The following is a 25,209-nucleotide window of genomic DNA, read 5'->3' as shown; positions in this document are numbered from 1 at the left end:
AATAATTGCTGATAAAGTCCACAGGATGCAGGAGCCGCATCAATCTGCTCTCCCTCGATGGTCATGCTGCCCGAGATGGAGCTAGTCCAGGAACCGAAATCCGATTTAGAAGCATCGTATGTCAGCTTCGGCCTGGGCTCTTCTCAGCTCCGCCGTCGCAGCCTTTGCGGGGGCACTTTCGCGGAACAATGCGCCGTTTTCACCGGTGAGGAGCCCCATTTGCTTAAAGGTGGAGGCCGTCTCATAGCGTTCATAGGGCAGAATCGATTCGATGACGTCGATCGAACACGAGCAACGGTCGAGGATCGCCCGATTTTCGCCGTTCGCCTTCATGCAGGCATAGACATATTCTGCAATGACGTTGGTCGGATAACGGGTTCCCGCCGCCACCGGATGCGTGAAGCTGATTGCTGCAAGTGCGAAGGTCGCGATACCAAGTGTCTTAAGCGCGATCATGGCGGTTCCTTTCATGCAGAGCAGTTTTCTGTCTGACAAAGATGATATTCAGTGTTATTATAGCATAATTTCAATGACGTCGATACATTGGCAGTAGTTTTACAGTAATCAGACAATATTAATATTGCATTGCACAAAATTGATGCTGCAACGCAGCGAATATTGCTGAACAAACACGCTTGCAGAAAGCAAATCTATCTCTTATGGTCTATTTGTTTCCGGCTTCAAGGACGTTACCGTCAAGGGAGTGGTGACTGTCTTCGTAGGCCAAGCGGGTGGGCGGTAACGGTGCCCTCCGCGCGCCTGGCTTAGGTCGTGACACGCTGCCGGAAATACTTCCCACACGCTGAACCGATGACGCGGGTCGCTGAACAGGCGCCGTTATAACTCGTCATCCTTGCGAACTTAGGGAGGACTAAATGCGTGTACGTGCAAGCTTCATAAAATCGGCATTGGTGACGACTGCGGTATCTTTGTCATTGGCGGGAGGAGTTACTGCCAACGACGAGGTCCAAAAATTGATCTCCGATTCCAAAAACTGGGCGATTCCGACGGGTGACTATGCCAATACCCGGTTTTCGAAATTGAACCAGATCAACAAGGACAATGTGAAGAACCTCCAGGTCAAATGGACATTCTCGACCGGCGTGCTACGCGGTCATGAAGGTGGACCTCTGGTGATCGGCGACGTGATGTATGTCCATGCGCCGTTCCCAAATACCGTCTATGCTCTCGATCTCAACAATGACGGCAAGATCCTGTGGAAGTATGAGCCCAAGCAGGATCCCAACGTCATCCCGATCATGTGCTGCGACACGGTCAATCGTGGCGTTGCCTATGGCGATGGCAAGGTCATTCTCAACCAGGCCGACACGACAGTCGTTGCGCTCGACGCCAAGACCGGCAAGGTCGTGTGGTCGGTGAAGAACGGCGAGGATACGGCCGGCGGTAAGGGAGAGAGCGGAACCAGCGCACCCATGGTCTTCAATGACAAGGTGCTGATCGGCATATCGGGCGGCGAGTTCGGTGTGCGTGGCCATGTGACCGCCTATAATCTCAAAGACGGTTCGGTTGCCTGGAAGGCATATTCGACCGGTCCTGACTCGGAAACCTTGATGGATGGGGAAAAGACCACTCATCTGGGCAAGCCGGTCGGCAAGGATTCGGGCGTCAGCAGTTGGGAAGGCGAGCAATGGAAGCAGGGTGGCGGAACGACCTGGGGCTGGTATGCCTTCGATCCGAAGCTCAACCTGGTCTACTACGGGACCGGCAACCCGTCGACCTGGAACCCGGTTCAGCGACCGGGCGACAATAAATGGTCGATGACCATATTCGCGCGTGATGCGGATACAGGCATGGCCAAGTGGGTCTACCAGATGACCCCGCATGACGAATGGGACTTCGATGGCGTCAACGAGATGATCCTCGTCGACGGCATGGACGTCGGCGGCCAGAAACGCGACGTGCTGGTGCACTTCGATCGCAACGGCTTCGCCTATACGATGGATCGCGCAAACGGCGAGTTGCTCGTTGCCAAGAAATACGATCCGGCCGTCAACTGGGCGACGGAAGTCGTCATGGATCCGAAGAGCAAGGAGTATGGCCGCCCGCAGGTGGTTGCCCAGTACTCGACGCAGCAGAACGGCGAGGACACCAATACGACGGGCGTCTGCCCGGCCGCACTTGGAACGAAAGACCAGCAGCCGGCCTCTTACTCGCCGAAGACCGGGTTGTTCTACGTGCCGACCAACCATGTCTGCATGGACTACGAGCCTTACCAGGTCAGCTATACCGCCGGTCAGCCCTATGTGGGGGCAACGGTATCGATGTACCCGGCTCCCAACAGCCATGGCGGCATGGGCAACTTCATCGCCTGGGATGCCGCCAAGGGTGAGATCGTCTGGTCGAAGCCCGAGCAGTTCTCTGTGTGGTCGGGTGCACTGTCGACCGATGGCGACGTCATCTTCTACGGCACGCTGGAAGGCTACATCAAGGCTGTCGATAAGGACGGTAAGGAACTCTACAAGTTCAAGACCCCGTCCGGCATTATCGGCAACATCAACACCTTCGAGCACAAGGGCAAGCAGTATGTTGCCGTGCTGTCGGGTGTTGGAGGATGGGCCGGCATCGGACTTGCCGGTGGTCTTTTGGGTGCGGAAGGTGCTGCAGCCTGGCAGCAGGCCGTTGCCGGTCAGAAGGCTCCGGCCGAGGAAGAAAAGTCGATCTCGACGGCAGGTCTCGGCGCTGTCGGCGGCTATGCCGCTCTTGCCGACTACACGACGCTGGGCGGTCAGCTCACCGTCTTCGGTCTCCCGGATTGATCTACGGGAACCCATAGCACGCCGACCTCTTGGTCGAGGCGGCTGGTAGAGAAGCGAGGGCCCGGAAGACCGGGATTTCCCCCGGCGGGCCCTCGAATTCGCCACGCAAACCACAACTCTCCTGTCAACGCCGCATCGCGACAGCAAGGCTGTATTGGTGGCGAATGAGAAAGAGGTCCGAATGTCAGTGCGCAAAACAGTGTTAGTGCTTGCGATGTCTATTATTGGTTCGAGCGTCATCCTTGCCGCCGACGACAAGCAGAAAGCCGCAGCCGTCAGCGAACAGGATGGCAAATATGTCGATGCGGAAGGCAATCCAACATTCAAGATCCAGGATGACGGGACGGTCGACTGGTATACCTTCAGCGGCTACCGGCGCTATCATTCCGACTGTCATGTCTGCCATGGACCGGACGGCGTCGGCTCGAGCTATGCGCCTGCGCTCGCCAACACCATGAAAAACATGGACTACGGAACCTTCCTGTCGATCGTCGCGGAAGGCCGCAAGAATGTCGGTGGCGGCAAGGAAAACGTCATGCCGGCGTTCGGCGAAAACAAGAATGTCTACTGCTACCTCGACGACATCTACGTCTATCTGCGCGCCCGGGCCGTCGGCGACGCGCCGCGCGGTCGTCCGCCCAAGAAGGCTGACAAGCCGCAAGCGGCGAAAGAGCACGAAAAATCCTGTATGGGGAGCTGATCTAATGTCGCCAAGCAAATTGTGCGGTCATCATATTCTGTTCGTGGTCGCGGTGGTTGCCACGATCCCGACCGCGGTATTTGCGCAAGGTGCCGGGATCGGCGCGGCGGGCGAACTGGTCGATCCGGACGTGCTGCGTGTTTGTGCCGATCCCTCAAACATGCCGTTTACGGATGAAAGCGGCGAAGGCTTCGAAAACAAGCTGGCTGAACTGGTGGCGGCCAAAACCCAACGCAAATCGGTCTCCTATACCTGGTATCCGATGGCGACCGGCTTCGTCCGCAATACGCTGAGAGCCAACCGGTGCGATGTCATCATGGGTTATGCCCAGGGCGACGAACTGGTGCAGAACACCAACGCCTATTACCGATCCACCTATGTCATGATCTTCAAGAAGAGTAGCGGTCTGGAAGGCTTGGAAAGCCTCGAGGATCCCAAAATCGCCGACAAGCGGATCGGGATCGTCGCGGGAACCCCGCCGAGCGCCAACCTGGCGAGGGCCAAGCTGATGCGCAACGCCAAGCCCTACCCGTTGATGGTGGATACCCGCTCGACGCCGTCCATGGCCGAGGTCATGTTGAAGGACCTCGAAAAGGACGTCATCGACGTCGCTATCCTCTGGGGACCGATGGCCGGCTATTACGTCAAGGAGATCAATCCGGAACTTGTCGTGGTGCCGCTTCTCAAAGAAAAGGCCGGTCGTATGTCCTATCGCATCACTATGGGCGTGCGTCCGTCCGATCAGGAGTGGAAACGGACGCTGAACAAGGTGATCCGGGAGAACCAATCGGAGATAAACCGGATTCTGCTGCAATATCAGGTCCCGCTCATCGACGAAGCCGGTAACCAGATCAAGGGCTAGAGCGACGGCATTCGGATTTTCTCCACATGGCAGATGCGAATGTTGTTGAGATTTCAGAGCTTGCGCCGAAGGCGCACGATGCCGGGAGGAGATCAATGGTTGATCTCGGGCAGAGTAAAGAGGAGAAGCTTATGAAGAAAAGTTGGAAGAAGCCGACGACATGCGTCGTGTGCGTCGGAATGGAAATGTCACGTTACCGTTCCGCCGAACTCAAGGCTAAGAAATAAGCGCATCTCCCGCTCCATGCGGCTTGTCTGCGTGGAGCGGCTGCCGTCGGAAGGAAGCACCATCACATGCGGCTGAAGATCCTCGGCTCCGCGGCAGGAGGCGGATTTCCACAATGGAACTGCAATTATCGGCTGAGCCGCGCCGTGCGCAACGGTGAAGGCGGTTTTCGGCGACGGACCCAATCGAGCCTTGGCGTATCCGCCGATGGCAAAGATTGGATTCTCTTCAACGCATCCCCGGACATTCGCGAACAGATTGCTGCCGCTTTGGAGCTGCAGCCGATGGAGGAGGGTCCCTTGCGGGCCTCGCCCATCCAGGCTGTTGTCCTGACCAATGCCGATGTCGACCATATAGCCGGACTATTGAGCCTGCGCGAGCGGCATCGTTTTGTCATCTATGCAACCGCCCGGGTTCTTCGGGTGATCGAGGAAAACAGCATTTTCAACGTTCTGGACCGGCAATTGGTCGAGCGCCGCGAACTTTTGCTCAACGTGCCGACCCCCATTGCGGACTGGCACGGCAAGCCGACATCCATCGTGGTGGAAGCCTTTCCGGTTCCGGGCAAGATTGCGCTGTTTCTTGAAGATGCGGGCCGGGCGCAGGAGGGGTTCGGGACGGAAGAGGGCGATACAGTCGGGCTGCGTATTGTTCAGGAGGACTGTCATTCCTCGGCATTGTATATTCCTGGTTGTGCGAGCATCGACGCCCACCTGAAAAAGAAGATTGCCGCGGCGTCCTGTCTGCTGTTCGACGGTACGGTCTACACGGATGATGAGATGCTGAGTGCGGGCGTCGGGACCAAAACGGGCCGGCGCATGGGACACATGCACATCGCCGGCTCTGACGGCTCCATGGCCCTGCTTGCCGATATCGCGCCAGCGCGGCGCGTCTATGTTCACATCAATAACACCAACCCGATCCTCGATGAGCGCTCTCCCGAAGCAGCAGTCGTGAGGGCAGGGGGATGGGAGATCGGCTACGACGGGATGGAGATCGGCATATGAGCAAGTTTGCAGACGCGGCGCGAAACGGGTTGACGCCCGCCGCACTCGAAGCGACCCTGCGTCAGGTGGGAGAGGAGCGATACCACAACAAGCACCCTTTCCACCACCGAATGATGGCAGGCGCATTGACCAAGGCCGAGCTTCAGGCATGGGCGCTCAACCGGTACTGTTATCAGGCGATGATCCCGCGCAAGGACGCAATGATCGTCAGCCGTGCGGAGGACCCGGAATTACGCGCGGAATGGCGCCGAAGGATCGAAGATCATGATGGGGTAACCGGTTGGGACGGCGGCATCGCTCGTTGGCTCAAGCTGGCAAGCGGGCTGGGGCTTAACGAGGAGCTGGTGAAGAGCGAGCGCCGTGCTCTGCCCGCGACCCGCTTTGCCGTAGGAGCTTATCTGTCTTTCTGTACCAATCGCAGCCTTTTGGAAGCCGTCGCCTCGTCCCTGACGGAATTGTTCGCCCCTGTGATCATCGGCGAGCGCGTTCCGGCCATGCTGGCAAAATACAGCTATGTGAGCGAAGATATCCTGGCTTATTTCACACCGAGGCTGAAGCAGGCGCCACGCGATTCTGACTTTGCGCTCGCCTATGTCCTTGCGCACGCGACGGAACCGGGAAAGCAGCAGGAGGTCATAAATGCCCTCATTTTCAAATGCGATATCTTGTGGGCAATGCTCGATGCACTCGACTATGCCTATCGAGACGGTGGCAACATTCCGCCGGGCGCCTTCGTGCCGGAGGCAAGATGATGCAGACCCGTCGCCAGCGGACCGTTTTGTCCGCGCAGTCAAAGCCGCATCTGAAGCGTCACGTCCGGCTGCAGTTTGATCCGGTGCGCAGCGCCTGGGCGGTCTTGTCGCCGGAAAAGGTTTTCTGGCCGGATGAGGTCAGTCTTGATATCCTGAGACTGTGTGATGGCCAGCACACGGTGCCGCAAATCATCGATGAGCTTGCGGGGCAATACGATGCGCCTCGCCAGGACATTGCTCCCGATGTCGAAGAATTCCTGCAGGAATGGTCAGACAGATTTCTGGTGACGCTATGAATGAAAGACTTCTGCCGCCAATCAGCATGCTGGCCGAGCTTACGCATCGCTGTCCCCTGCAATGCGTCTACTGCTCCAATCCGCTCGAATTGTTGAAGGCGGACAGGGAGCTTTCGACAGACGCATGGCTGGCTCTCTTCGAAGAGGCAGCCGACCTTGGGGTCCTACAGGTTCATCTGTCCGGTGGAGAGCCGACCGTTAGGCCGGATCTCGAGCAGCTTGTAGGCTGTCTGACGAGACGTGGCGTCTACACCAATCTCATTACGGCCGGGGTCGGGATAGCGGAAGGGCGGCTCGAGGCGCTGCAGGAGGCGGGTCTCGATCATGTGCAGTTAAGCATTCAGGGTGCAAACGCGCCGACGACCGAGAAAATCGGCAATCACCGTGGCGCGCACGAGAAGAAACTTGAGACTGCAAAGCGGGTCGTGGAGCTCGGCCTGCCGCTGACGATCAATGCTCCGATCCATCGCCATAACATAGAGGAAGTGCCGGCTTTCATCGAACTTGCCCTTTCGCTTGGGGCAGAGAGATTGGAGATCGCCAACGTGCAGTACGGAGGCTGGGCTCTTCTTAACCGCAATGCCCTGATGCCCGATCGCGCCGCGGTGGAGCGCCAAGTGGAGATTGTCGAAGAAGCCCAGTCGCGGCTGCAGGGAGTTCTCGCGATCGACTTCGTCGCTCCCGATTATTTCGCGGTCTATCCGAAGCCCTGTATGGGCGGCTGGGCGCGTGATGCGTTCATGGTCGCCCCGGATGGCACGGCACTTCCCTGCCACGCGGCTGCAACCATCTCGTCCTTGCATTTCGAACGGTTCGGACAATGGAGCCTGACGGATATCTGGCTTGATTCTCCGGCTTTCAATGCGTTTCGCGGCGACGACTGGATGCTTGAACCTTGCAGGAGCTGCGCGCGGCGTGACATCGATTGGGGCGGGTGCAGATGCCAGGCAATGGCAATAGCGGGCGATGCCGCAGCGACGGACCCCGCTTGCGTCAAGTCACCCCTTCATAGCCGTATGGCAATGCTGATCAGCCAAGCCAATTCCGCTCCTTCGTCCAGCGCCGACAATTTCCGGTATCGTCGCATCGGTCGGACTTCGTAGCCGGGCCGGGTTAATCATGATTCGCGTGCCGGCAGCCGCCACGACCGCCGATCCTACCGGTCGTAGCATCTAGCCTTGCGGATCTCATTGCCAGTTCTGTGAGGGTTTGGCTGCTCGTTCCGCAGCTAGCCCATGGCATGGCGAATGGTTTTCGACAGTCGCAACAGGAAGGCAGGTCTCGAAGAGGCGACAAGCTTCCACGACAAGAGAGCCTTTGCCATGTGCCGGGGAAGCAGGCCCACGGAGAGAAACCAGGCCGCCAGGACGGCACGGCGTCTGAGCGAGACATTCATTTCCAGGCTCGCCACGGCACCTGCAGCGCCGAGAGTGAGCCTTGAATCATCGGGAACGGGATGCCGTTGGCGGTCTATGCAAAGCGATGCCAAGCGCTCTTCGAGATGCACCGTATCATGAAGACTGACGTCCAACGGTACTGTCAAGCCGACATCAGCGGCCTGATCGGACAAGGCTTCCATGCGGCGGAAGTCGTGCTCCACCCGCCAGCGTGCCCGCTGGCCAAGTTTTTCTGCAAAGACGGAATGATTGGCGCCATGCATGCGGTAGGCGCCAAGGCAAGAATCGATCGACGTCACCTTTCCGTGGAGAGGCGCGACAGTGACCAGATATCCGTCCGCCCCCTGGCGAAAGTCCGTCTCGGGGATGGGCATGATCGCCTCCAAAGCCGAACGCATGAAGGCCAGCCCGCTTGTCACGGTGGTTTGATAGCGTCCCTTCTGCAACAGCTGGGGGGTGACATCACCTGAATCGAAGGGAAACTCCTGAGGTGGAAACACATCCTTGACGCGTTGGCGCTCGTCGACAATGTGCAATCTGAATTGCGCCTGGGCGGTATCGCCGTCGCAAGCCTTGATTATCTCCGAGACGGCGTTCGGATAAAGATAGTCGTCGGCGTCGAGAAACAGAACGATCTGGCCTCGGCTGACCGCAAATCCTGTGTTGAACGCAGCCGCATGCCCACCATTGCTCTCTCTTAAGAGAGCCGTGATCCTGGAGCCATAGGCCGCAATCACACAAGCGCTGTCGTCAGCCGATGCGTCGTCGACAACGATGACTTCTACGTTGTCATGGCTTTGTTCCAGCGCGCTATCGATGCAGCACTTTAAGAAGCGCGCGTAGTTGTAGTTCGCAATGATGATCGAAACTGAAACGTCATCTTGGATGGAATGCATCGCATTGAACCTCGCACTTCTGCTTTGGTCGCGGCGAACCTTCTCATTCAGGTCCTGATGGTAATGTCCGTCTGGGCAAGAACGGCTTTTCAAAGCTGAGAAAAAGCCGCTGCACTGACACGCCGGCACGCAGCCGGCGAAGATTTTGTTTGATCAGTCTGTGCGCTCCCCAGCCTGCTCAGCTTTGTGGCTTTTGAAAGACCATAGCCATGAAAGCTCCGTCAGGCAGGAAAGAGCAACTGCCCTGGGCTGGCGTTGCAGCATAGGTCACCGCACCGGCGCCCGGTGATGTGTCCACGCTTTGCGGAATGGGACGACCGCCAATTAGAATGCGCGACCGGCCGCTTTGTCGTTTTCAATCCGCGTAACGCAGCCTGTAATTTTCGCAAGCAATAGGTCGAAGTCGATGGGTTTCGTCAGATAGTCCGCCGCGCCTGCGCGAAACGTTTGCAGGTCGGGCGAAGCTTGAGCTATCCGTCGATGTCGTTTCATATATAAGCTCGCCGCGTGACCAAGGCGGCAGGGAGGCGGATCTGTGAACCTTAGACATCAGATTGTGGCATTGGCCATCATTCCATTGATCCTGGCCATTCTGATCGTCACAACGTTCATCACCTGGCAATCGGCGACGCTTGTGCGAAGCAGCATCGACACGTTCGAGCGAAACATGCTGAAAGCCAAGGAAACGGAACTCCTCAATCTGACAAATCTTGCGCTCTCTGCCATTCATGACATCTACGAAGCCGCAGGTCCGGACGACGAAGTAGCAAAGGAGAAGGTTCGCGCCATCTTGACCACTCTCGACTACGGCAAGGATGGCTACTTCTTTGTCTATGACTACGACGGCAACAATGTCGTGCATCCGCGCCAGGCGTTCCGGCCTGGGCACAACTGGCTCGATCTTACCGACCCCGATGGCGATAGGGTTATTGCCAATCTCATTCAGAAGGCCAAGGAGGGCGGCGGCCTACACCAGTACAAGTGGCAGAAGCCGTCTTCGGGGGAGGTGGCCGACAAGCTGTCCTTCGCTGCCGGCCTCGACAAATGGAAGTGGATGCTTGGAACGGGCGTCTATCTTGATGACGTCTTTGCACAGACCGCCGCCGCAAATGCAGATTTTCGCGCCAATGTCCGCAAGACATTTCTGATCATTGCGCTGATCGCCGTGCCGGCGGTTCTCATCGTCTTTGCCACCGGCATGTTGCTGACGTTGAGAGAACGCCGTCTTGCAGACAGCAAGCTTAAACAGCTCGCACAGCGCATTATCGACACGCAGGAAGAGGAAAGGGCGCGCCTTGCCCGTGAACTGCATGATGGGATATCGCAGAACCTCATCGGCGTCCGCTATGCTATCGATCTGGCGAGCCGCAAGGTCGCAAGCCAGACCGAAGACGCCGCCCGCGCAATCGATCGCGGAGCGGAGGCGCTGAACGGGGCGATCAAGGAGGTACGGCGCCTGTCCCATGACCTGCGTCCGCGAGCGCTTGATGACCTTGGCCTGACGCCGGCGCTCAAGGCACTTTGCGACAACTTCTCGGAGCGTACGGGCATCGAGACCCGACTGGAGGCGCTTCCCTTCAAGAACATGCTGAAGCCGGAGGCGAGCACGGCACTTTATCGCGTTGCGCAGGAGGCGTTGAACAATGTGGAGCGGCATTCGGGAGCCACCCGCGTCGACATCAGGATTTGGAACGTTGGGGGCCGTGTCCGCATGACGATCTCCGACAACGGAAACGGTTTCGATGAAACAATTGCCGAGGGAAAGAAAGCGCTCGGCGGCGGGCTCGGACTGCGCAACATGCAGGAGCGCCTGGCCCATTTCGGCGGCCTGCTACTGATCAAGACGACACCGGCCGGCACGATCCTGACAGCGATGCTTCCAAGGTCAGCAACGGCGAACCGCGCGCAAGGCAAGGAAGCAGCATGAGCGGCAAAAATATCAAGGTCCTTTTGATCGACAACCACCCCCTGGTTCTGGACGGGTTGGGGGCCGTTCTGGAAACCTATGAACACATTGAGATTGTCGGCACTGCCGGATTGGCACGCGCAGGGCTTGAGATTGCGCTGAGGGAAAGGCCAGCAGTGGTCTTGATGGACATCAACATGCCGCAGCTCAGCGGCATAGACGCGATCGAGCTCTTCAAGGAGCAACTGCCCGACGCGCGCATCCTGATGCTGTCAATGCACGACAGTCGCGAATATATTTCCACCTCGGTGTTGCACGGGGCATCCGGTTACATACTCAAGGATGTCTCCACCGACGAGATCATCGCTGCGATCGAAGCCGTGGCAAACGGCAAAACCTACTTCTCTTCCGGTGTTTCGGATGTTCTCCTCGAGCGAAAGGTGGCGCCGGATGCGCTGCCTCTAACGACACGCGAGCATGATGTTCTATTGTTGCTGGCGGCAGGAAAAAGCAATCGCGATATTGCCCAGACACTCGGTATCTCAGCTGCCACGGTGGAGACGCACCGCAAGAACATCAAGAAGAAGCTCAACATCGCGACGACGGCCGGACTGACGCGCTATGCTATCGAGAACGGATTGACCTGGGCCGAGAGTTGAGCGCCTACCCAGTAGTGGGTAGGCACGCGTATTTTGCCGATTTTCGGTCTTGTTCCTAAAGTTTCCGCGCAATACCAGTTGCCCGGTGGTCACGTCGCCCAAAGCCTGTGACCCCTGGGAGGAATACATCATGGCTGGCTTGCTGTCGCTGTCGCGCGTCATCGACGCGATCAATACCTTTTTGGGTAAATCCGTCTCGTGGTTGCTGCTGGCTGCAGTGCTGATCAGCGCGGTCAATGCGACGACCCGGAAACTTTTCAACTTGAGTTCGAATGCTTGGCTTGAGGCTCAGTGGTACTTGTTTTCGGCCGCATTCCTCATCGCCGCAGCATGGACGCTTTTAAGTAGCGAACATGTCAAAGTCGACCTTGTCTACGGTCAGTTGCCGCGACGCGCGCAGCTTTGGATCGAAATCCTCGGCACGATCTTCTTTCTCTTGCCGTTCTGTCTGATCACGATTTACCTGTCCTGGCCGATCGTCGTTTCGAAATTCGTCAGCGGCGAAATATCGAACAATACCGGCGGCCTGCTCCTGTGGCCCGTATGGGCCCTTATTCCAGCCGGCTTCGGATTGCTGGCGCTCCAGGGCCTTTCGGAACTCATCAAACGCATCGCGATCCTGAAGGGCGATTTTCCGGACGCGATCGCACTTGCCGACGCTGAAGCACAAACACTCTAGGCAGGAAAAATCCATGTTTGCTTTCTTTGCGGAAAATCTCGCGCCCATCATGTTCCTGTCGCTGATCGTCGTGCTTCTGCTCGGCTATCCCGTGGCGTTTGCGCTGGCTTTCGTCGGCTTTTTGTTCGGTTTCGTCGGGATTGAGATGGGCTTGCTGCCGATCAATCTGTTCGGGGCAATCCCGGACCGCATCTTCGGACAGATGTCCAACGAGACGCTACTTGCCATTCCCTTTTTCACGTTCATGGGACTGATCCTCGAGCGAAGCGGTATGGCGGAGGATTTGCTGGACACGATCGGACAACTGTTCGGGCCTGTGCGCGGCGGCCTTGCCTTCGCTGTGATCTTTGTCGGCGCCATCCTTGCTGCGACGACCGGCGTAGTTGCCGCCTCCGTCATCTCGATGGGCCTGATCTCGCTGCCGATCATGCTTCGCTACGGCTATGATCGCCGCGTTGCCGCCGGCACCATCGCCGCGTCGGGGACTCTCGCGCAGATCATTCCGCCAAGCCTCGTCCTGATTATCCTGGCAGACCAGCTCGGTCGGTCGGTCGGCGACATGTACAAGGGCGCTCTCGTGCCAGGCCTCGTGCTGGTGGTGGTCTATTCCGGCTACATCATCGTAATGTCCCTCCTTCAGCCCGCCAGCGTTCCCGCGCTCCCGGCGGAAGCGCGTTTGCTGCGGGGTTGGAAGCTCGCCGGAAGAGTTGTCACATCGCTCGTGCCGCCCCTTGTGCTGATCTTCCTGGTGCTCGGAACCATCTTCATTGGTCTTGCGACCCCCACCGAAGGTGGCGCAATGGGCGCCGTCGGTGCTCTGATCCTCGCGGCATTCAATCGCCGTCTCGATATCAAGATGGTCAAGGCGGCGCTCTATTCGACGTCGAAGCTCTCGTCTTTCGTAATCTTCATCCTATTGGGTGCACGCGTCTTTTCACTGACTTTTTATGGCGTCAACGGTCACGTTTGGGTCGAGCATCTGATGACGTCGATCCCGGGCGGTGAAATCGGCTTTCTGATCGTCGCCAACCTGCTGGTCTTCTTCCTTGCCTTCTTCCTCGATTATTTCGAGCTCGCCTTCATCATCATTCCGCTACTCGCGCCCGTTGCCGACAGCCTCGGTATCGACCTGATCTGGTTTGGCGTGATGCTGGCGATCAATATGCAGACCTCGTTCATGCATCCGCCATTCGGTTTCTCGCTGTTCTATCTGCGATCTGTCGCACCGAGCCGGGCTTATAAGGACCGTATTTCAGGCGCGACCATCCAGCCGGTCACGTCGGGCCAGATCTATATGGGCGCACTGCCGTTCCTGGGGATCCAGCTTGCGATGGTCATTGTCGTGATCGCGTTCCCCCAGCTCGTCACCCACTACAAGGCCGGCCAGGTCACCGTCGATCCGTCGACCATCCAGTTGAATGTTCCGATGCCGGGCGCTGGGGGAGAGAACCCGTTCGGCACGCCTGCACAACCTTTTGGCGCTCCTGAACCGTCAAACGGTGCGCCGGCCGCGCCTGGTTTCGGAGCGCCCGCGCCGGATTTTGGATCGCCGACCCCAAGTTTTGGCGCGCCGCCGTCCGAACCCGCCAAGTAACGCCACAGCCAAAATCGCTTTGCCAAGTGCTGCAATCCAATCAACCGAGGAGGATATGATGACCGATAAACTAAGCCGCCGTAAATTTCTGACCAAGGGAGCGCTCGGTGGCGCTGCCACTGTGGCAGGAGCAGCGCTGGCGGCACCAGCCGTTGCCCAGGAACTGCCGACCATTAAGTGGCGCCTGACGTCGGGCTTCCCGAACAATCTCGATACGATCTATGGCGGGGCGGTGGTCATGGCCGATGCCCTTTCCAAGATCACCGAGGGCAAATTTCAGATCCAGGTCTTTCAAGCCGGCGAGATAGTCCCCGGTCCGCAGGCGATCGATGCGGTTCAGGCGAACACCGTCGAAATCGCTCATACCTGCGGATATTACTTCACCGGCAAGAATCCGACTTTTGCGATCGGTTCAACGATCCCCTTCGGTCTCAATGCCCGCCAGCAAAACGCCTGGCTCTATCACGGCGGCGGCAACGAGCTCTATGACGAGTTTCTTTCCGAATACGGCATCATCGGCAAGCCCGGCGGTGGCACCGGCGCCCAGATGGGTGGCTGGTTTCGCAAGGAGATCAACAGCGCTGCAGACCTCAACGGCGTCAAGATGCGTATTGCCGGTGTCGCCGGCCAGGTGATGTCGCGTCTCGGTGTCGTTCCACAACAGCTTCCCGGCGGCGATATCTATCCGGCGCTCGAACGCGGCACGATCGACGCAGCCGAATGGGTTGGACCCTACGATGACGAACGCCTCGGCTTCTTCCAGATCGCCCCCTATTACTATTATCCTGCATATTGGGAAGGCGGTCTGACCATCCATTTCTTCATCAACAAGGCGCAGTACGAAGGCTTGCCGGACGCTTACAAGGCGGCGCTCGACACCGCCTGCAAGGCGGCCAATGTCAACATGCAGGCGCTTTACGACGTCAAGAACACCAAGGCGATTCGATCGCTGGTCGGCAAGGGTGTGAAACTTCGTCCGCTTCCGCGTGATGTTATGGATGCGGCCTATAAGGCGACGTTTGAACTCTATGGCGAATACAGCGCCAAATATCCGGCCTGGGCGAAGATCTACCCGGCCTGGAAGAAATTCCGCGACGAATCCTTCGAGTGGTTCCGCGTCGCCGAATACAGCTACGACAGCTACATGTACGCCGCACAGGCCTCCGGTAAGTGACAGTAGGCGACTGGAGATCTCCAGGGCTGGAGATGTCCAGGCGCTTTTTTTTGGAGAACCGGAGCGCCCAGTGGTTCTGGGCGCTCCGAACCACGCGTTATTTCTGGATGCAGGTGTCGACTGTGTCCTTGGTGCATTCGTCGAGCCCGGTGAACACCGGATCCTCAACCGGCTTTCCGGCGATCAGGTCCATCATCACGGAAGGTGCCTTGTAGCCCATTTCGAAGGGACGTTGGCCGACCAGCGCGGTGACAAGGCCCTCCTTGGCTATCGCCACTTCGTCGCCGATCGTGTCGGCGGCGCCGATGACGAACTCGTTTTTGGCGATCTTGTCGGCCATCGGCTTGAACAGGTCGCGGTAGGGCTGGGGGGCGCCGAAGAGCGGCCAGCCGCCCATGATGCCGAAGCCGGCAAGGTCGGGATTGGCGGCGAGGATGTCAGTCATCGCCTGCACGCCCTTGGCGCCGTCGTCGTTGGTGAACACTGGGCAGCCGGCGACCTCGGTCCAGCCTCCTTCACCCTTGAGCTCGGTCAGCCCTTCCTTGCCCGACAACGAATCGCGCCAGCCCTGTGCGCGACGCAGAATGTTGTCGGCGCCGGGATTGCCCTGGATCGAGCAGACCTTGCCACCATCCGGCTTGGCCTCTTTCATGTAGTCGCCGATGCGCTTGCCCATCAGATAGTTGTCGGTGCCGAGATAGGTCTTTCGCAGAGCGGCGTCTTCCTGGGCGAGGTCGGCGTCGAGCGTCATCACCGGAACGCTCGGATTGGCTGTCTTGAGCGTCTGGGCGATAAGCTTGGCGTTCGACGGCGAGATGGCGATCGCAGCCGTGTCGGCCTTGCCCAGCATGTCCTGGACGATCTGGGCCTCGCCGGCTTCATCGGATGTCGATGCCGGGCCTGTGTAGAAGCACTCATATTCCGAGTCCGGGTTTTCCTTGTTCCATTTCTGGCAACCTTGGTTAATCGCTTCGAAGAACGGGTTGTCGAGTCCTTTCACGACGATGACGAGCTGCTTCTTGGCAAGCGCCGGGCCGGCGGTGAGTGCCAGGGCCGTGAATGCAAGTAATAATGCCTTCCTCATGGTTTCCTCCCTTGAAACAGACGGGCGCGACGCGACCGCCATACGAAATCAACCCGGGTACCAGACAATGCGAGGGTCATCCTGCGAACGCTCGTATTGCCAGGCCGAGTCGATAAGCCTTTCCAGATCGTAGCTGGGCTGCCAGTCCAGCAGGTATTTGGCCTTGCTGTTGTCCATCCAATTCGAGTGGTATTGGCTTGGGATGTCGACAGCCTCAAGGTTTCGCGTGTGCGCCAGATAGGCTGCGACCTCGCCATAGTCGACCGGCCGGTCCATACAGATATTGAAGAGCTGGCGCTTTGCGCGTGGATTGTCGATCGCTGCCAGAATGGCCGATACCAGATCGTCGACATGCACGAAATTACGCTTTAGCGGACGTCCATCGGCGTCGCGCAGCAGCGGCACTGTGCCGGCTTGCACATAACGTCTCGCATCGCCTTGCGGGACGAGCGCCTTCCAGTCGGGGCCGCCGAAAACATCATCGCCGAAGGACAGCGTATATTTGAAATCATCCTTTTCCATGATCCACGGTGCGCGAAGGCAGCAGTTGTTGATGCCGTACTGGATGGCGAACTGGTCAAGCATCACCTCCTCGAGAACCTTGGAAAGCGCGTAACTTCCTGGATAAGCGCAATGCGGCGTATCCTCGGTGATCGGTCCCTCGTGGCGATAGTAGAAATGGCCGATACCGGCATCACCGCCGATGAGGATGAACTGTTGCGCGGTGGCGCTCGTACGGAAGGCTTCGAGTAACCAGAAAAGACCCTTGACGGTTACGTCCATGACGGCGGCAGGCGTTTCCTTGCACGTGGCAAGATGCACAACGTGGGTCACGTCTTTCATTGCGGCTGCCGCGACATGCGGGTCGGCGATCGAGCCCTTTGTGACTTCGACACGGCCGGTCTCAGGAAGCAAACGATTATGGCAAAGCGCGCGGATGCGTGCTTTCGAAAATCTCGGATCGTCAAGCAGCCCAGCAATGAAGCGCCGCCCGACCTTGCCCGTCGCACCGGTAACAAGGATCAGCATGCTCTCTCTCCCATGAACAGCTAATATCCGCCTGCTTCGCACGTCAACGGGTATTTGTCATACAAAACAGATTTTTGTGATGTCTGCTTGATTCGCCGGACATTTGATTGACGCTTTCGCAAGGTTTTGCGTAAATGCGATGGAATCGCTTTGCTGGGAGGACATCGGCAAGGCGAGATTGCGGGCATCCATCCCTTGGACGACATCTAAGGGCAAAGAGGAAGCCTGAGAGGTTTTGGGAGGTTAGCAGGCTGGTGGCGGTTCTCGAACTCACCAACATCTCCAAACATTTCGGCGCCATCCAGGCAGTCAACGACGTTTCGCTTTCGCTGGAGGCGGGCCAGGTCGTCGGCCTCATGGGCGATAACGGCGCCGGAAAGTCGACACTGGTCAAGATGATTGCCGGCAATTTCCGGCCGAGCGAGGGCACCATACGCCTCGACGGCGCGGAAATCGTCATGCACCGGCCGGTGGAGGCGCGCCAGCACGGCATCGAGATCGTTCACCAGGATCTGGCACTCTGCAATAATCTGACGGCAGCGGCGAACGTGTTCCTAGGACGCGAGTTGCGGCGCGGCGTCGGTCCGCTGAAAGTCCTGGACTACAAGACCATGTATAGGCGTGCCGGCGAGATTTTCAGGGAGCTGAAGTCGGAGACGCGTCCCCGGGACCTTGTAAGGCAGATGTCAGGCGGCCAGCGGCAGGCGGTGGCGATTGCACGCACCATGCTGTCGGAGGCAAAGATCGTACTGATGGACGAGCCGACTGCGGCAATATCCGTTCGCCAGGTGGCGGAGGTGCTCAATCTGATCCGCGAACTGCGTGACCGCGGCATTGCCGTTGTCCTGATCAGCCATCGCATGCCGGACGTTTTTACGGTTGCCGACCGCGTCATCGTGTTGCGGCGAGGCAGAAAAGTTGCCGACAAGCCGATTGCGGCAAGTTCGCCAGAAGAAGTCACAGGTCTTATCACCGGCGCGATCGAACAAGTGTGATCGCGCTGCTTGGATAGTGGAAGAAATGAAGGTCGATGATGGCTGTTACTCTTGACCAGACAATTGAACAGAAGCAGCGGAACTGGCTTGCATCAATCGTGGGCGGGCAAACCTTCTGGGTCCTGATCGCAGTCATCCTCGCCTGTCTTTTCCTGTCTGCTGCAACCGACTCCTTCGCCACGGCGAAGAACCTCTACAATATCACCCGCAACGTCACTTTCGTTGCCATCATTGCGCTCGGCATGACGCTGGTGATCATTACCGGCGGCATCGATTTGTCCGTGGGATCGGTGCTCTGCCTGTGCAGCATGGTCCTGGCGGTGGTCATGCATGCCGGCTACAGCATCGAAGTCGGTATTGCCGCGTCGATCGGGACTGCCCTGGTCATCGGGGCTTTCAACGGACTGTTGATCGCCTATCTCGACTTCCCGCCTTTCGTCGTGACGCTCGGCATGCTGTCGATTGCGCGCAGTCTTGCGATGGTGGCATCAAACAATACCGTGGTCTTCCAATTCGGGCCAGATCACGACACGCTTCTGGCACTCGGTGGCGGCGCGTGGTTTCTCGGCATCGCCAACCCGGTGCTCTACATGATCATTCTGGCGTTGCTGACCGGTTTCGTGCTGCGCTGGACGAGGTTCGGGCGTTATGTTTTTGCCATCGGCGGCAATGAGCATGCCGCAACGTTGACCGGGGTTCCGGTACGCAGGATCAAGGTCGCAGTTTATATGATATCCGCCCTATCGGCGGGGGTTGCCGGCATTGTTCAAACCGGTTGGCTCGGCGCCGTTACCACCAATATAGGTGCCGGAATGGAACTTCAGGTCATCGCGGCCGCCGTCATTGGCGGCGCCAATCTGGCAGGCGGCGTCGGTACCGCGCTCGGTGCGTTGGTCGGAGCCGCCCTGATCGAAGTGATCCGCAACAGTCTCGGTCTGCTCGGCATCAACGCTTTCTGGCAGGGGACCTTCATTGGCGGCGCTATCGTGCTTGCTGTGCTTTTTGACCGGATCCGCAACTTCCGGCAGAGCGAATAGGATCTTGCTTTGAACTTCCGCGACAGATCGACGCTGTCGACACGCAATGCCAGTGGACAAACATCAATGCCAGGCTCTCCATGGAGAAGACCCAAAGTCGGCACCAATAGAGTTACCTGTGGTCAGATAGTCGCACCTAAGATGGGCGCTTTGCGGCTTCACGAGTTGATCTCAACCGACCGGTCCGCTCTTCTGCGAGCAGGAAAGCGTGAATTGGGGGGCTAGTCGGAGTGGGAGACATAAAGAAAGCGCGGCTCGCTATTGCCAGCGATCACGACGGCTGACAGGCGTCCTGTGCGATAGGCCCCCGTATCGATCGCTATGCGGTTCGAATGAATCTCCGGAAGTTCTGAGCTCGTGATCGTGTGACCATGCACCACGACCTTTTCGAATTGGTCTGAGACATCGAGGAAGCGTTCGCGTATTTCGCGAAGATCCTGCTCGTCCTGGTCGGCAAGGGGCTTCTTCGGGTCGATCCCGGCATGGACGAGGCAGTAGCCATTCACGATGACCATGTCTGCGGCTCGATTGAGCAGTGCCAGATGATGCGCATATCGGGGAAGCAGCAGGTCCGGCAGCTCTCCTGCCCAGCCCGGCATGCGGTGACTGTAAGAGCGAAGGGTCGACTTTCCGCCCAGTCCCGACAGCCAATGATCAAGCGCCGGATCGCCGAGATGGTTAGTCAAAGCCTCGCGAAACAGGTAGTCGTGATTTCCGAGAATGAATTGCGATCCTTCACGTTGCTGAAGCGTCGCATGCACAATTTCCATCGCTCGCCGGCTGTCCGGCCCTCTGTCGACGATATCACCAAGGAATACGACCCGCGGCTCCGCGCCGCATCTCATGGCATCTTCGTCAATTGTCGCTAACAGAACCTCAAGCAAGCTGGCCATCCCATGAACATCGCCAATGGCATAAACGGGGCGAGATACAGAACTGGCTAGCTCGACGATTCTCATTGGCATACTCAGACGCAGTACAAGCATTACTCTTCCTTCATCTGAGATGATGCAGCTCCGCTGACAAGGGAGCGAGCTCGGCAAGTGCTTGTTGTGGTGTATGAAACGTCAACCCTTTGCCCGCTGTCTGCTATCCGTCGCATCGAAGGACAGTTTCATACGGGCGCTCAATTGATGTGGTTACTCTCCGTCGTTGCATCGGCCTGAAGGCAGATTCGGCTCTTGCGGCTTGTCTGCCCCGTTACGAGCCATATTTTAGAGGAATGCCAGGCGCCGCATGAAAGCGGTGACGCTTTGCCGTGCGTAGATCTTGCTCATCAGGAACGAAAGCATGAACATCGACAGAATTTTGCGGTCCGTTGTGGCGGTCCGTTCTTCAATTCCGGAAGATGCCTTCACCGCGACGACGCTCGGTACCCAAAGGGAGGGAAGCGGCGTGGTGATCCGGGAAAATGGGCTAGTGGTCACGATCGGCTACCTGATCACCGAGGCCGAGGAAGTCTGGCTGACACGCAACGACGGGTATGTCGTTCCTGCGCATGCGCTTGCCTATGATCAGGAAACCGGCTTCGGTCTGGTGCAGGCCCTTGGGTCGCTTGACGTTCCCGCATTGGATCTTGGGGATGGGGCCGAAGCGAAGGTCGGCGATCCGGTCATGCTGGCCGACGGTATCGGTCAGTTCGTGCAGGCTGCGATTGTCGCCAAGCAGGAATTCGCCGGCTATTGGGAATACCTGCTCGAAGAGGCGATATTCATCGCGCCTGCGCACCCTTCCTGGGGCGGTGCGGCACTCGTGGGCTCCGACGGCAAACTTCTTGGCATTGGCTCGCTGCGCCTGCAAATGAACCAAAGGGGACAGAGCGCGGACATCAACATGGTCGTGCCGATCAACCTGTTGCCACCCATTCTTGATGATCTGCTTACGCGCGGCCAAGTGAACAAGCCGCCGCGTCCCTGGCTCGGGGCTTTCTCTGCCGAAAGTAATGGCGACGTGGTGGTCATGAGCGTGGCTCAAGGAGGTCCGGCGGCTCAAGCGGGGTTGCGTGAGGGAGATATCATCTCGGAGATACGGGATGGGGAGGTCGCCGGTCTTGCCGACTTTTACCGCAAGTTATGGAGGAGCGGCCCCGCCGGCGTGGAGATCCCCATGAGGATATTGCGCGACGGCCGCGAGGCATGGCTGCGTATCAAGTCGGCCGACCGCAACAGTTTTCTCCGAAAGCCGCAGCTGCAGTAATGGAACTGCGGTCGTGTTTTGGCAACCGCAATAACGCACGCAAAGTCCGCTTGACTCATAAAGGGATCGGTGAGCTAAATGGTAAATCGGTTTACTAAAGCGGTTTACAAACGATGGCGAATGAGCGTGTCACCAGTCTGAAGGATGTCGCCGGAGCTGCCGGCGTTTCCGTGACGACGGTCTCGCGACTGCTGAACGGATCGCTCGAGCTTCCCCACGAGACGAAGAAGAGGATCGAGGATGCGATCCGAGATCTCAACTATCAGCCCAATCCGCATGCCCGGCGCCTAAGCCGCGGGCGCTCGGATACGATCGGTCTCGTGGTGCCCGACATCGCCAATCCGTTCTTCGCAACGCTTGTCGCGGCGGTGGAGGAGGAGGCGGACCGCCGCGGGCTTGCCGTCTCGCTCTACGCGACGCTGAACCGCTCTGGCCGCGAGGTTGCCTATCTTCAGCTTATCGAGCGCAACCATGTCGATGGATTAATCTTTGTCACCAACCATCCGGATGACGGGCAACTCGGGGCGCTCATCAACCGCACCGGCAAGGTTGTCGTCGTGGACGAAGACGTCCCGGATGCGCTGGCACCGAAGCTCTTCTGCGACAACGACAGGGGCGGCTATCTGGCAGGAACGCACCTTGCGGAGATGGGGCATCGCCGCGTCCTTTTCATCGGCGGGCCCGAACGGATGATCAGCGCACAGCGCCGTTTCCAAGGGCTCGAAAGGGCGATGTACGAACTGTGGGGGGCTGATGCCCTGCTGCTCAGCTACAAGGGCGAATACACCGTCGCCTTCGGGCGGGAAGCCGCCAAGCGCTTCATAGCCGAAGGCATGCCCGCGAGCGCGATCTTCGCGAGTTCGGATGAAATCGCCATCGGTCTCATTGAGGTCTTGCGCAGCCAAGGCATTTCGATCCCGCAGGACGTGTCGGTCGTTGGCTTCGACGACGTCGGGCCGCTGCATCTTTTTGCGCCGCCGCTGACGGCCATCCGCCAGCCCGTTCGGCAGATCGGCCAGCGGGCGCTGTCGTTGCTTCTTGAGACAAACTGGCAGGAGCGTACCCCTTGCGCTGTGGAAGAGCTCCTGCCGGTCGAAATCGTCGTGCGGAGTTCCGTTGCGCCGCCGGCGAATCCAAAAGCCGCAATGGACAAAAAAAGAACCAGAGGATGAGAACATGACCCGGACTATCAAACGCAGAACATTCACAGCCGCGCTCGGCTTCACTGCATTGGCAACCGCCTCGCTCGCAGGCTTGGGCGCAAGTGCGCAGGAAAAGACCTTTGCGCTGGTGCAGATCAACCAGCAGGCATTGTTTTTCAACCAGATGAACGAGGGTGCCCAGAAGGCGGCCGATGCAGCAGGCGTAAAACTCGTGATCTTCAATGCCAACAACGATCCGGCCGCCCAAAACAGCGCGATTGAGACTTACATCCAGCAGAAAGTCGCCGGTCTTGCCGTCGTTGCCATCGATGTCAACGGCATCATGCCGGCCATCAAGCAGGCGGCAGACGCCGGTATTCCCGTGGTCGCGATCGATGCAATCCTCCCTGAAGGTCCCCAGAAGGCGCAGATCGGCGTCGACAACGCCAAGGCCGGCGCTGACATGGGCAAATTCTTCCTCGACTATGTCCAGGCGAACATGGACGGCAAGGCAAAGGTCGGTGTCGTCGGTGCGCTGAATTCGTTCATCCAGAATGTCCGCCAGGAAGGCTTTGAAAAGACGCTCGAAGGTGTCTCCGGCATCGAAAAGGCCGGCGTCGTCGATGGTCAGAACATTCAGGACAATGCGCTTGCCGCCGCCGAGAACCTGATCACCGGCAATCCGGATATGACCGCCGTCTATGCGACCGGCGAGCCGGCCCTGATGGGAGCCATCGCCGCTGTCGAAAGCCAGGGCAAGCAGGATGCCATCAAGGTGTTCGGCTGGGATCTCACTGCCCAGGCGATCGCCGGCATCGACGCCGGTTACGTTGCCGCCGTAATACAGCAGGATCCGGCCGCCATGGGTGCTGCGGCCGTCGACGCGCTGAAGAAGGTCTCGGATGGCGGTTCGGTCGATAAGAACATCGCGGTTCCCGTGACCATCGTCACCAAGGAGAACGTGGAGCCATACAGGGCCGTTTTTAAATGATCAGCCACGGACAGCACCCAAGCGCGGTCTCCGGAACCGGGGGAGCCATGCTCTCCCGGCAATCCGGGGCGGCGGCAAACCGGCCGCGCATATCCCTCCGCGATATCCGCAAGACCTTCGGCTCGCACCAGGCGCTGCGCGGCGTCGACCTCGACATTTACCCCGGGGAATGCCTCGGCCTTGTAGGCGACAATGCGGCAGGTAAATCAACGCTTACTAAAATTATCTCCGGCACCTATATACCAGACGGTGGAACGATCTCGATCGATGGAGAAGCGGTGCGTTTTTCCGGTCCGGCCGAGGCCCGCTCGCGCAATATAGAGATGGTCTTCCAGGACTTGAGCCTCTGCGATCATATCGATGTGGTCGGCAATCTCTTTCTCGGCCGCGAAATCACCAGGGGACCTTTTCTCGATCGTGCGACCATGCTTGCCGAGGCGCGCAAAATGCTCGATGCGCTGGAGATTCGCATCCCGCGGCTGACCGCAAAGGTCGAAAAGCTTTCCGGTGGCCAGCGCCAGGCCATTGCAATTGCCCGGGCCGCCTCCTTCAATCCCAAGGTCCTGATCATGGACGAGCCGACATCGGCACTTGCCGTTGCCGAGGTGGAAGCCGTGCTCTCGCTGATCAACCGCGTCAAGGCGAAGGGCGTTTCCGTCGTCCTCATCACCCATCGCCTGCAGGACCTCTTCCGGGTCTGCGACCGGATTGCCGTCATGTACGAAGGCACCAAAGTCGCCGAGCGCGAGATCGGCAAGACCGATCTGGAGGATCTCGTGAAGCTCATCGTCGGAGGAGAAAGGCAGTGACCGTCTATACCGAACGCGCCAAAGGCTCGCCGCTTGCCGACTTCTTTGCCGAGCATGCGCAGGTCCTGTCGATTGCCTTTTTCTTCCTCGCCTGTGTGGCCTTCTTTGCAGTCACGACCGATACGTTCATGACCGTCGGAAATCTCCTGAATGTCGTACGGCAGGCGGCCCCAATTCTTATTGTCGCCGTCGCGATGACCCTCGTCATCGTCACCGGCGGTATCGATCTGTCGGTCGGGTCGCAGGTGGCGCTCGTCAACGCCGTGGCGGCGATCATTCTCGCCATGGGTTACCCCTGGCCGCTCGTTGTCGCGGCTATGCTGACCTTCGGGGCGCTGATGGGCATAGCGCAGGGATGGTTCGTTGCCTATCAGGGAATCCCAGCCTTCATCGTCACGCTGGCGGGACTTTCGATCCTGCGCGGCCTGGCGCTTTATCTGACGCAGGGCTATTCGATCCCGATCAAGGACGTGGCGGGTTTCTTCTGGCTGGGACGCGGCCAGTTTATCGGCTTGCCGGTCCCTGCGCTGATCGCCATTTTCGTTGCCGCCATCGGCTATGTCGTGATCTCCTCGACCAAATATGGACGCCAGGTCGTGGCCGTCGGCTCCAACATGGAGGCAGCACGCCGCGTCGGCATGCCGGCGCAGTGGATCATTGCCTCGGTCTATCTCGTTTCCGGCGCGGCCTCGGCGCTGGCCGGGCTGTTGATTGCGGCGCGTCTTGGCTCCGGCTCATCAAACGCGGCCGTCGGTTTCGAACTGCAGGTCGTCGCGGCGGTGGTGCTCGGCGGCACGTCGCTGATGGGTGGCCGCGGCACGATCCTTGGCACAGTGCTCGGAACGCTGACCATCGCGGTGATCGGCAATGGGCTCATCCTGATGCACATCTCGCCGTTCTTCACCCAGATCGTGACCGGCGCAATCATCCTTCTGGCGATCTGGCTCAATACCCGCATCTTCACCACAAGTTTCCGTTTCGGCGGCAAGAAGAAGGGCTGAG

General features: G+C 58.6%; 25 protein-coding genes and 1 pseudogene. 20 read left to right on the top strand and 6 right to left on the bottom strand.

Annotation, left to right across the window (positions count from 1 at the left end; genetic code table 11):
- Nucleotides 1-105 precede the first annotated feature (105 nt).
- Nucleotides 106-471: a hypothetical protein gene (locus RGR602_RS37805; protein WP_166677365.1), complete on the bottom strand. Its 366-nt coding sequence runs from the start codon at nt 469-471 to the stop codon at nt 106-108.
- 458 nt (nt 472-929) lie between these two features.
- Here RGR602_RS37805 and RGR602_RS30770 point away from each other — a divergent pair, with 458 nt between their 5' ends.
- From RGR602_RS30770 to pqqE, 8 genes are all read left to right on the top strand, one after another.
- On the top strand, nt 930-2,777 hold the full coding sequence (locus tag RGR602_RS30770) for a methanol/ethanol family PQQ-dependent dehydrogenase (RefSeq protein WP_407692072.1): 1,848 nt from the start codon (nt 930-932) through the stop codon (nt 2,775-2,777).
- A gap of 214 nt (nt 2,778-2,991) precedes the next feature.
- On the top strand, nt 2,992-3,477 hold the full coding sequence (locus tag RGR602_RS30765) for a c-type cytochrome, methanol metabolism-related (protein ID WP_040115754.1): 486 nt from the start codon (nt 2,992-2,994) through the stop codon (nt 3,475-3,477).
- Between the two features lie 4 nt (nt 3,478-3,481).
- Nucleotides 3,482-4,339, top strand: coding sequence for a substrate-binding domain-containing protein (locus RGR602_RS30760; RefSeq protein ID WP_040115753.1), 858 nt, complete (start codon nt 3,482-3,484; stop codon nt 4,337-4,339).
- Nucleotides 4,340-4,365: 26 nt separating this feature from the next.
- Nucleotides 4,366-4,566: a hypothetical protein gene (locus RGR602_RS37800; RefSeq protein WP_133938508.1), complete on the top strand. Its 201-nt coding sequence runs from the start codon at nt 4,366-4,368 to the stop codon at nt 4,564-4,566.
- A gap of 66 nt (nt 4,567-4,632) precedes the next feature.
- A complete protein-coding gene (gene pqqB / locus RGR602_RS30755) occupies nt 4,633-5,571 on the top strand; it encodes a pyrroloquinoline quinone biosynthesis protein PqqB (protein WP_040115752.1) in 939 nt (312 codons plus the stop codon).
- On the top strand, nt 5,568-6,323 hold the full coding sequence (gene pqqC, locus RGR602_RS30750) for a pyrroloquinoline-quinone synthase PqqC (protein WP_040115751.1): 756 nt from the start codon (nt 5,568-5,570) through the stop codon (nt 6,321-6,323). Before pqqB ends, pqqC begins: the two co-directional genes overlap by 4 nt.
- Complete coding sequence (gene pqqD / locus RGR602_RS30745; protein ID WP_246703904.1) at nt 6,320-6,619, top strand: pyrroloquinoline quinone biosynthesis peptide chaperone PqqD; 300 nt, start codon at nt 6,320-6,322, stop codon at nt 6,617-6,619. Before pqqC ends, pqqD begins: the two co-directional genes overlap by 4 nt.
- Nucleotides 6,616-7,722 (top strand): pyrroloquinoline quinone biosynthesis protein PqqE, encoded by a 1,107-nt coding sequence (gene pqqE, locus RGR602_RS30740; RefSeq protein ID WP_052451819.1) that lies wholly within the window; start codon nt 6,616-6,618, stop codon nt 7,720-7,722. The genes pqqD and pqqE overlap by 4 nt, the downstream gene beginning before the upstream one ends.
- A 125-nt stretch (nt 7,723-7,847) precedes the next feature.
- Here pqqE and RGR602_RS30735 read toward each other — a convergent pair whose 3' ends face one another.
- Complete coding sequence (locus RGR602_RS30735) at nt 7,848-8,912, bottom strand: glycosyltransferase family 2 protein (RefSeq protein WP_040115750.1); 1,065 nt, start codon at nt 8,910-8,912, stop codon at nt 7,848-7,850.
- 324 nt (nt 8,913-9,236) lie between these two features.
- Nucleotides 9,237-9,365 (bottom strand): annotated as a pseudogene (locus RGR602_RS38990) (response regulator); the annotation flags it as partial.
- Nucleotides 9,366-9,447: 82 nt separating this feature from the next.
- On the opposite strand from RGR602_RS38990, the gene mctS reads away from it, so the two are divergent.
- From mctS to RGR602_RS30710, 5 genes are all read left to right on the top strand, one after another.
- Nucleotides 9,448-10,839, top strand: coding sequence for a two-component system sensor histidine kinase MctS (gene mctS / locus RGR602_RS30730; protein ID WP_040115749.1), 1,392 nt, complete (start codon nt 9,448-9,450; stop codon nt 10,837-10,839).
- Nucleotides 10,836-11,477 (top strand): two-component system response regulator MctR, encoded by a 642-nt coding sequence (gene mctR / locus RGR602_RS30725; RefSeq protein ID WP_040115748.1) that lies wholly within the window; start codon nt 10,836-10,838, stop codon nt 11,475-11,477. Before mctS ends, mctR begins: the two co-directional genes overlap by 4 nt.
- Before the next feature lie 130 nt (nt 11,478-11,607).
- A complete protein-coding gene (locus RGR602_RS30720; RefSeq protein WP_040115747.1) occupies nt 11,608-12,156 on the top strand; it encodes a TRAP transporter small permease subunit in 549 nt (182 codons plus the stop codon).
- A gap of 13 nt (nt 12,157-12,169) precedes the next feature.
- Complete coding sequence (locus RGR602_RS30715; protein ID WP_040115746.1) at nt 12,170-13,750, top strand: TRAP transporter large permease; 1,581 nt, start codon at nt 12,170-12,172, stop codon at nt 13,748-13,750.
- A gap of 58 nt (nt 13,751-13,808) precedes the next feature.
- Complete coding sequence (locus RGR602_RS30710) at nt 13,809-14,924, top strand: TRAP transporter substrate-binding protein (RefSeq protein WP_040116626.1); 1,116 nt, start codon at nt 13,809-13,811, stop codon at nt 14,922-14,924.
- Between the two features lie 97 nt (nt 14,925-15,021).
- Here RGR602_RS30710 and RGR602_RS30705 read toward each other — a convergent pair whose 3' ends face one another.
- Nucleotides 15,022-16,008: a sugar-binding protein gene (locus RGR602_RS30705; protein WP_040115745.1), complete on the bottom strand. Its 987-nt coding sequence runs from the start codon at nt 16,006-16,008 to the stop codon at nt 15,022-15,024.
- A gap of 48 nt (nt 16,009-16,056) precedes the next feature.
- Nucleotides 16,057-17,037 carry an NAD-dependent epimerase/dehydratase family protein gene (locus RGR602_RS30700; protein WP_040115744.1) on the bottom strand — a complete coding sequence of 327 codons (981 nt, stop codon included), beginning with the start codon at nt 17,035-17,037 and terminating at the stop codon, nt 16,057-16,059.
- Nucleotides 17,038-17,288: 251 nt separating this feature from the next.
- On the opposite strand from RGR602_RS30700, the gene RGR602_RS30695 reads away from it, so the two are divergent.
- Both RGR602_RS30695 and RGR602_RS30690 read left to right on the top strand, forming a co-directional pair.
- On the top strand, nt 17,289-18,032 hold the full coding sequence (locus tag RGR602_RS30695) for an ATP-binding cassette domain-containing protein (protein WP_040116625.1): 744 nt from the start codon (nt 17,289-17,291) through the stop codon (nt 18,030-18,032).
- Between the two features lie 38 nt (nt 18,033-18,070).
- Nucleotides 18,071-19,069 (top strand): ABC transporter permease, encoded by a 999-nt coding sequence (locus RGR602_RS30690; RefSeq protein WP_040116624.1) that lies wholly within the window; start codon nt 18,071-18,073, stop codon nt 19,067-19,069.
- Nucleotides 19,070-19,290: 221 nt separating this feature from the next.
- Here RGR602_RS30690 and RGR602_RS30685 read toward each other — a convergent pair whose 3' ends face one another.
- Complete coding sequence (locus tag RGR602_RS30685; protein WP_223844087.1) at nt 19,291-20,028, bottom strand: metallophosphoesterase; 738 nt, start codon at nt 20,026-20,028, stop codon at nt 19,291-19,293.
- Nucleotides 20,029-20,359: 331 nt separating this feature from the next.
- Between RGR602_RS30685 and RGR602_RS30680 the strand changes: the two genes are divergently transcribed.
- The 5 genes from RGR602_RS30680 to RGR602_RS30660 all read left to right on the top strand — a co-directional run bounded on the left by RGR602_RS30680 (nt 20,360) and on the right by RGR602_RS30660 (nt 25,208).
- Nucleotides 20,360-21,265 carry a S1C family serine protease gene (locus RGR602_RS30680; RefSeq protein WP_040115743.1) on the top strand — a complete coding sequence of 302 codons (906 nt, stop codon included), beginning with the start codon at nt 20,360-20,362 and terminating at the stop codon, nt 21,263-21,265.
- Between the two features lie 113 nt (nt 21,266-21,378).
- The gene (locus RGR602_RS30675; RefSeq protein ID WP_040115742.1) at nt 21,379-22,437 is read left to right on the top strand and encodes a LacI family DNA-binding transcriptional regulator; all 1,059 of its coding nucleotides are present in this window, start codon (nt 21,379-21,381) and stop codon (nt 22,435-22,437) included.
- Between the two features lie 4 nt (nt 22,438-22,441).
- Complete coding sequence (locus RGR602_RS30670) at nt 22,442-23,398, top strand: substrate-binding domain-containing protein (RefSeq protein ID WP_040115741.1); 957 nt, start codon at nt 22,442-22,444, stop codon at nt 23,396-23,398.
- Complete coding sequence (locus tag RGR602_RS30665) at nt 23,395-24,207, top strand: ATP-binding cassette domain-containing protein (protein WP_040115740.1); 813 nt, start codon at nt 23,395-23,397, stop codon at nt 24,205-24,207. The genes RGR602_RS30670 and RGR602_RS30665 overlap by 4 nt, the downstream gene beginning before the upstream one ends.
- On the top strand, nt 24,204-25,208 hold the full coding sequence (locus RGR602_RS30660) for an ABC transporter permease (protein WP_040115739.1): 1,005 nt from the start codon (nt 24,204-24,206) through the stop codon (nt 25,206-25,208). Before RGR602_RS30665 ends, RGR602_RS30660 begins: the two co-directional genes overlap by 4 nt.
- The last annotated feature ends 1 nt before the right edge of the window (nt 25,209 follow it).

The sequence above is a fragment of the Rhizobium gallicum bv. gallicum R602sp genome (assembly GCF_000816845.1).
GTDB lineage: Bacteria > Pseudomonadota > Alphaproteobacteria > Rhizobiales > Rhizobiaceae > Rhizobium > Rhizobium gallicum.
The sequence above is the reverse complement of the archived record's forward strand: the minus strand, read 5'-3'. Positions and strand labels throughout refer to the sequence as shown.

What these genes read in the sequence shown, in the direction of transcription:
- RGR602_RS37805 (WP_166677365.1), bottom strand. Translation starts at nt 471, where the DNA reads ATGAAAGGAACCGCCATGATCGCGCTTAAGACACTTGGTATCGCGACC.
- RGR602_RS30765 (WP_040115754.1), top strand. Translation starts at nt 2,992, where the DNA reads ATGTCTATTATTGGTTCGAGCGTCATCCTTGCCGCCGACGACAAGCAG.
- RGR602_RS30760 (WP_040115753.1), top strand. Translation starts at nt 3,482, where the DNA reads ATGTCGCCAAGCAAATTGTGCGGTCATCATATTCTGTTCGTGGTCGCG.
- RGR602_RS37800 (WP_133938508.1), top strand. Translation starts at nt 4,366, where the DNA reads ATGGCAGATGCGAATGTTGTTGAGATTTCAGAGCTTGCGCCGAAGGCG.
- pqqB (WP_040115752.1), top strand. Translation starts at nt 4,633, where the DNA reads ATGCGGCTGAAGATCCTCGGCTCCGCGGCAGGAGGCGGATTTCCACAA.
- pqqC (WP_040115751.1), top strand. Translation starts at nt 5,568, where the DNA reads ATGAGCAAGTTTGCAGACGCGGCGCGAAACGGGTTGACGCCCGCCGCA.
- pqqD (WP_246703904.1), top strand. Translation starts at nt 6,320, where the DNA reads ATGATGCAGACCCGTCGCCAGCGGACCGTTTTGTCCGCGCAGTCAAAG.
- pqqE (WP_052451819.1), top strand. Translation starts at nt 6,616, where the DNA reads ATGAATGAAAGACTTCTGCCGCCAATCAGCATGCTGGCCGAGCTTACG.
- RGR602_RS30735 (WP_040115750.1), bottom strand. Translation starts at nt 8,912, where the DNA reads ATGCATTCCATCCAAGATGACGTTTCAGTTTCGATCATCATTGCGAAC.
- mctR (WP_040115748.1), top strand. Translation starts at nt 10,836, where the DNA reads ATGAGCGGCAAAAATATCAAGGTCCTTTTGATCGACAACCACCCCCTG.
- RGR602_RS30720 (WP_040115747.1), top strand. Translation starts at nt 11,608, where the DNA reads ATGGCTGGCTTGCTGTCGCTGTCGCGCGTCATCGACGCGATCAATACC.
- RGR602_RS30715 (WP_040115746.1), top strand. Translation starts at nt 12,170, where the DNA reads ATGTTTGCTTTCTTTGCGGAAAATCTCGCGCCCATCATGTTCCTGTCG.
- RGR602_RS30710 (WP_040116626.1), top strand. Translation starts at nt 13,809, where the DNA reads ATGACCGATAAACTAAGCCGCCGTAAATTTCTGACCAAGGGAGCGCTC.
- RGR602_RS30705 (WP_040115745.1), bottom strand. Translation starts at nt 16,008, where the DNA reads ATGAGGAAGGCATTATTACTTGCATTCACGGCCCTGGCACTCACCGCC.
- RGR602_RS30700 (WP_040115744.1), bottom strand. Translation starts at nt 17,037, where the DNA reads ATGCTGATCCTTGTTACCGGTGCGACGGGCAAGGTCGGGCGGCGCTTC.
- RGR602_RS30690 (WP_040116624.1), top strand. Translation starts at nt 18,071, where the DNA reads ATGGCTGTTACTCTTGACCAGACAATTGAACAGAAGCAGCGGAACTGG.
- RGR602_RS30685 (WP_223844087.1), bottom strand. Translation starts at nt 20,028, where the DNA reads ATGAGAATCGTCGAGCTAGCCAGTTCTGTATCTCGCCCCGTTTATGCC.
- RGR602_RS30680 (WP_040115743.1), top strand. Translation starts at nt 20,360, where the DNA reads ATGAACATCGACAGAATTTTGCGGTCCGTTGTGGCGGTCCGTTCTTCA.
- RGR602_RS30675 (WP_040115742.1), top strand. Translation starts at nt 21,379, where the DNA reads ATGGCGAATGAGCGTGTCACCAGTCTGAAGGATGTCGCCGGAGCTGCC.
- RGR602_RS30670 (WP_040115741.1), top strand. Translation starts at nt 22,442, where the DNA reads ATGACCCGGACTATCAAACGCAGAACATTCACAGCCGCGCTCGGCTTC.
- RGR602_RS30665 (WP_040115740.1), top strand. Translation starts at nt 23,395, where the DNA reads ATGATCAGCCACGGACAGCACCCAAGCGCGGTCTCCGGAACCGGGGGA.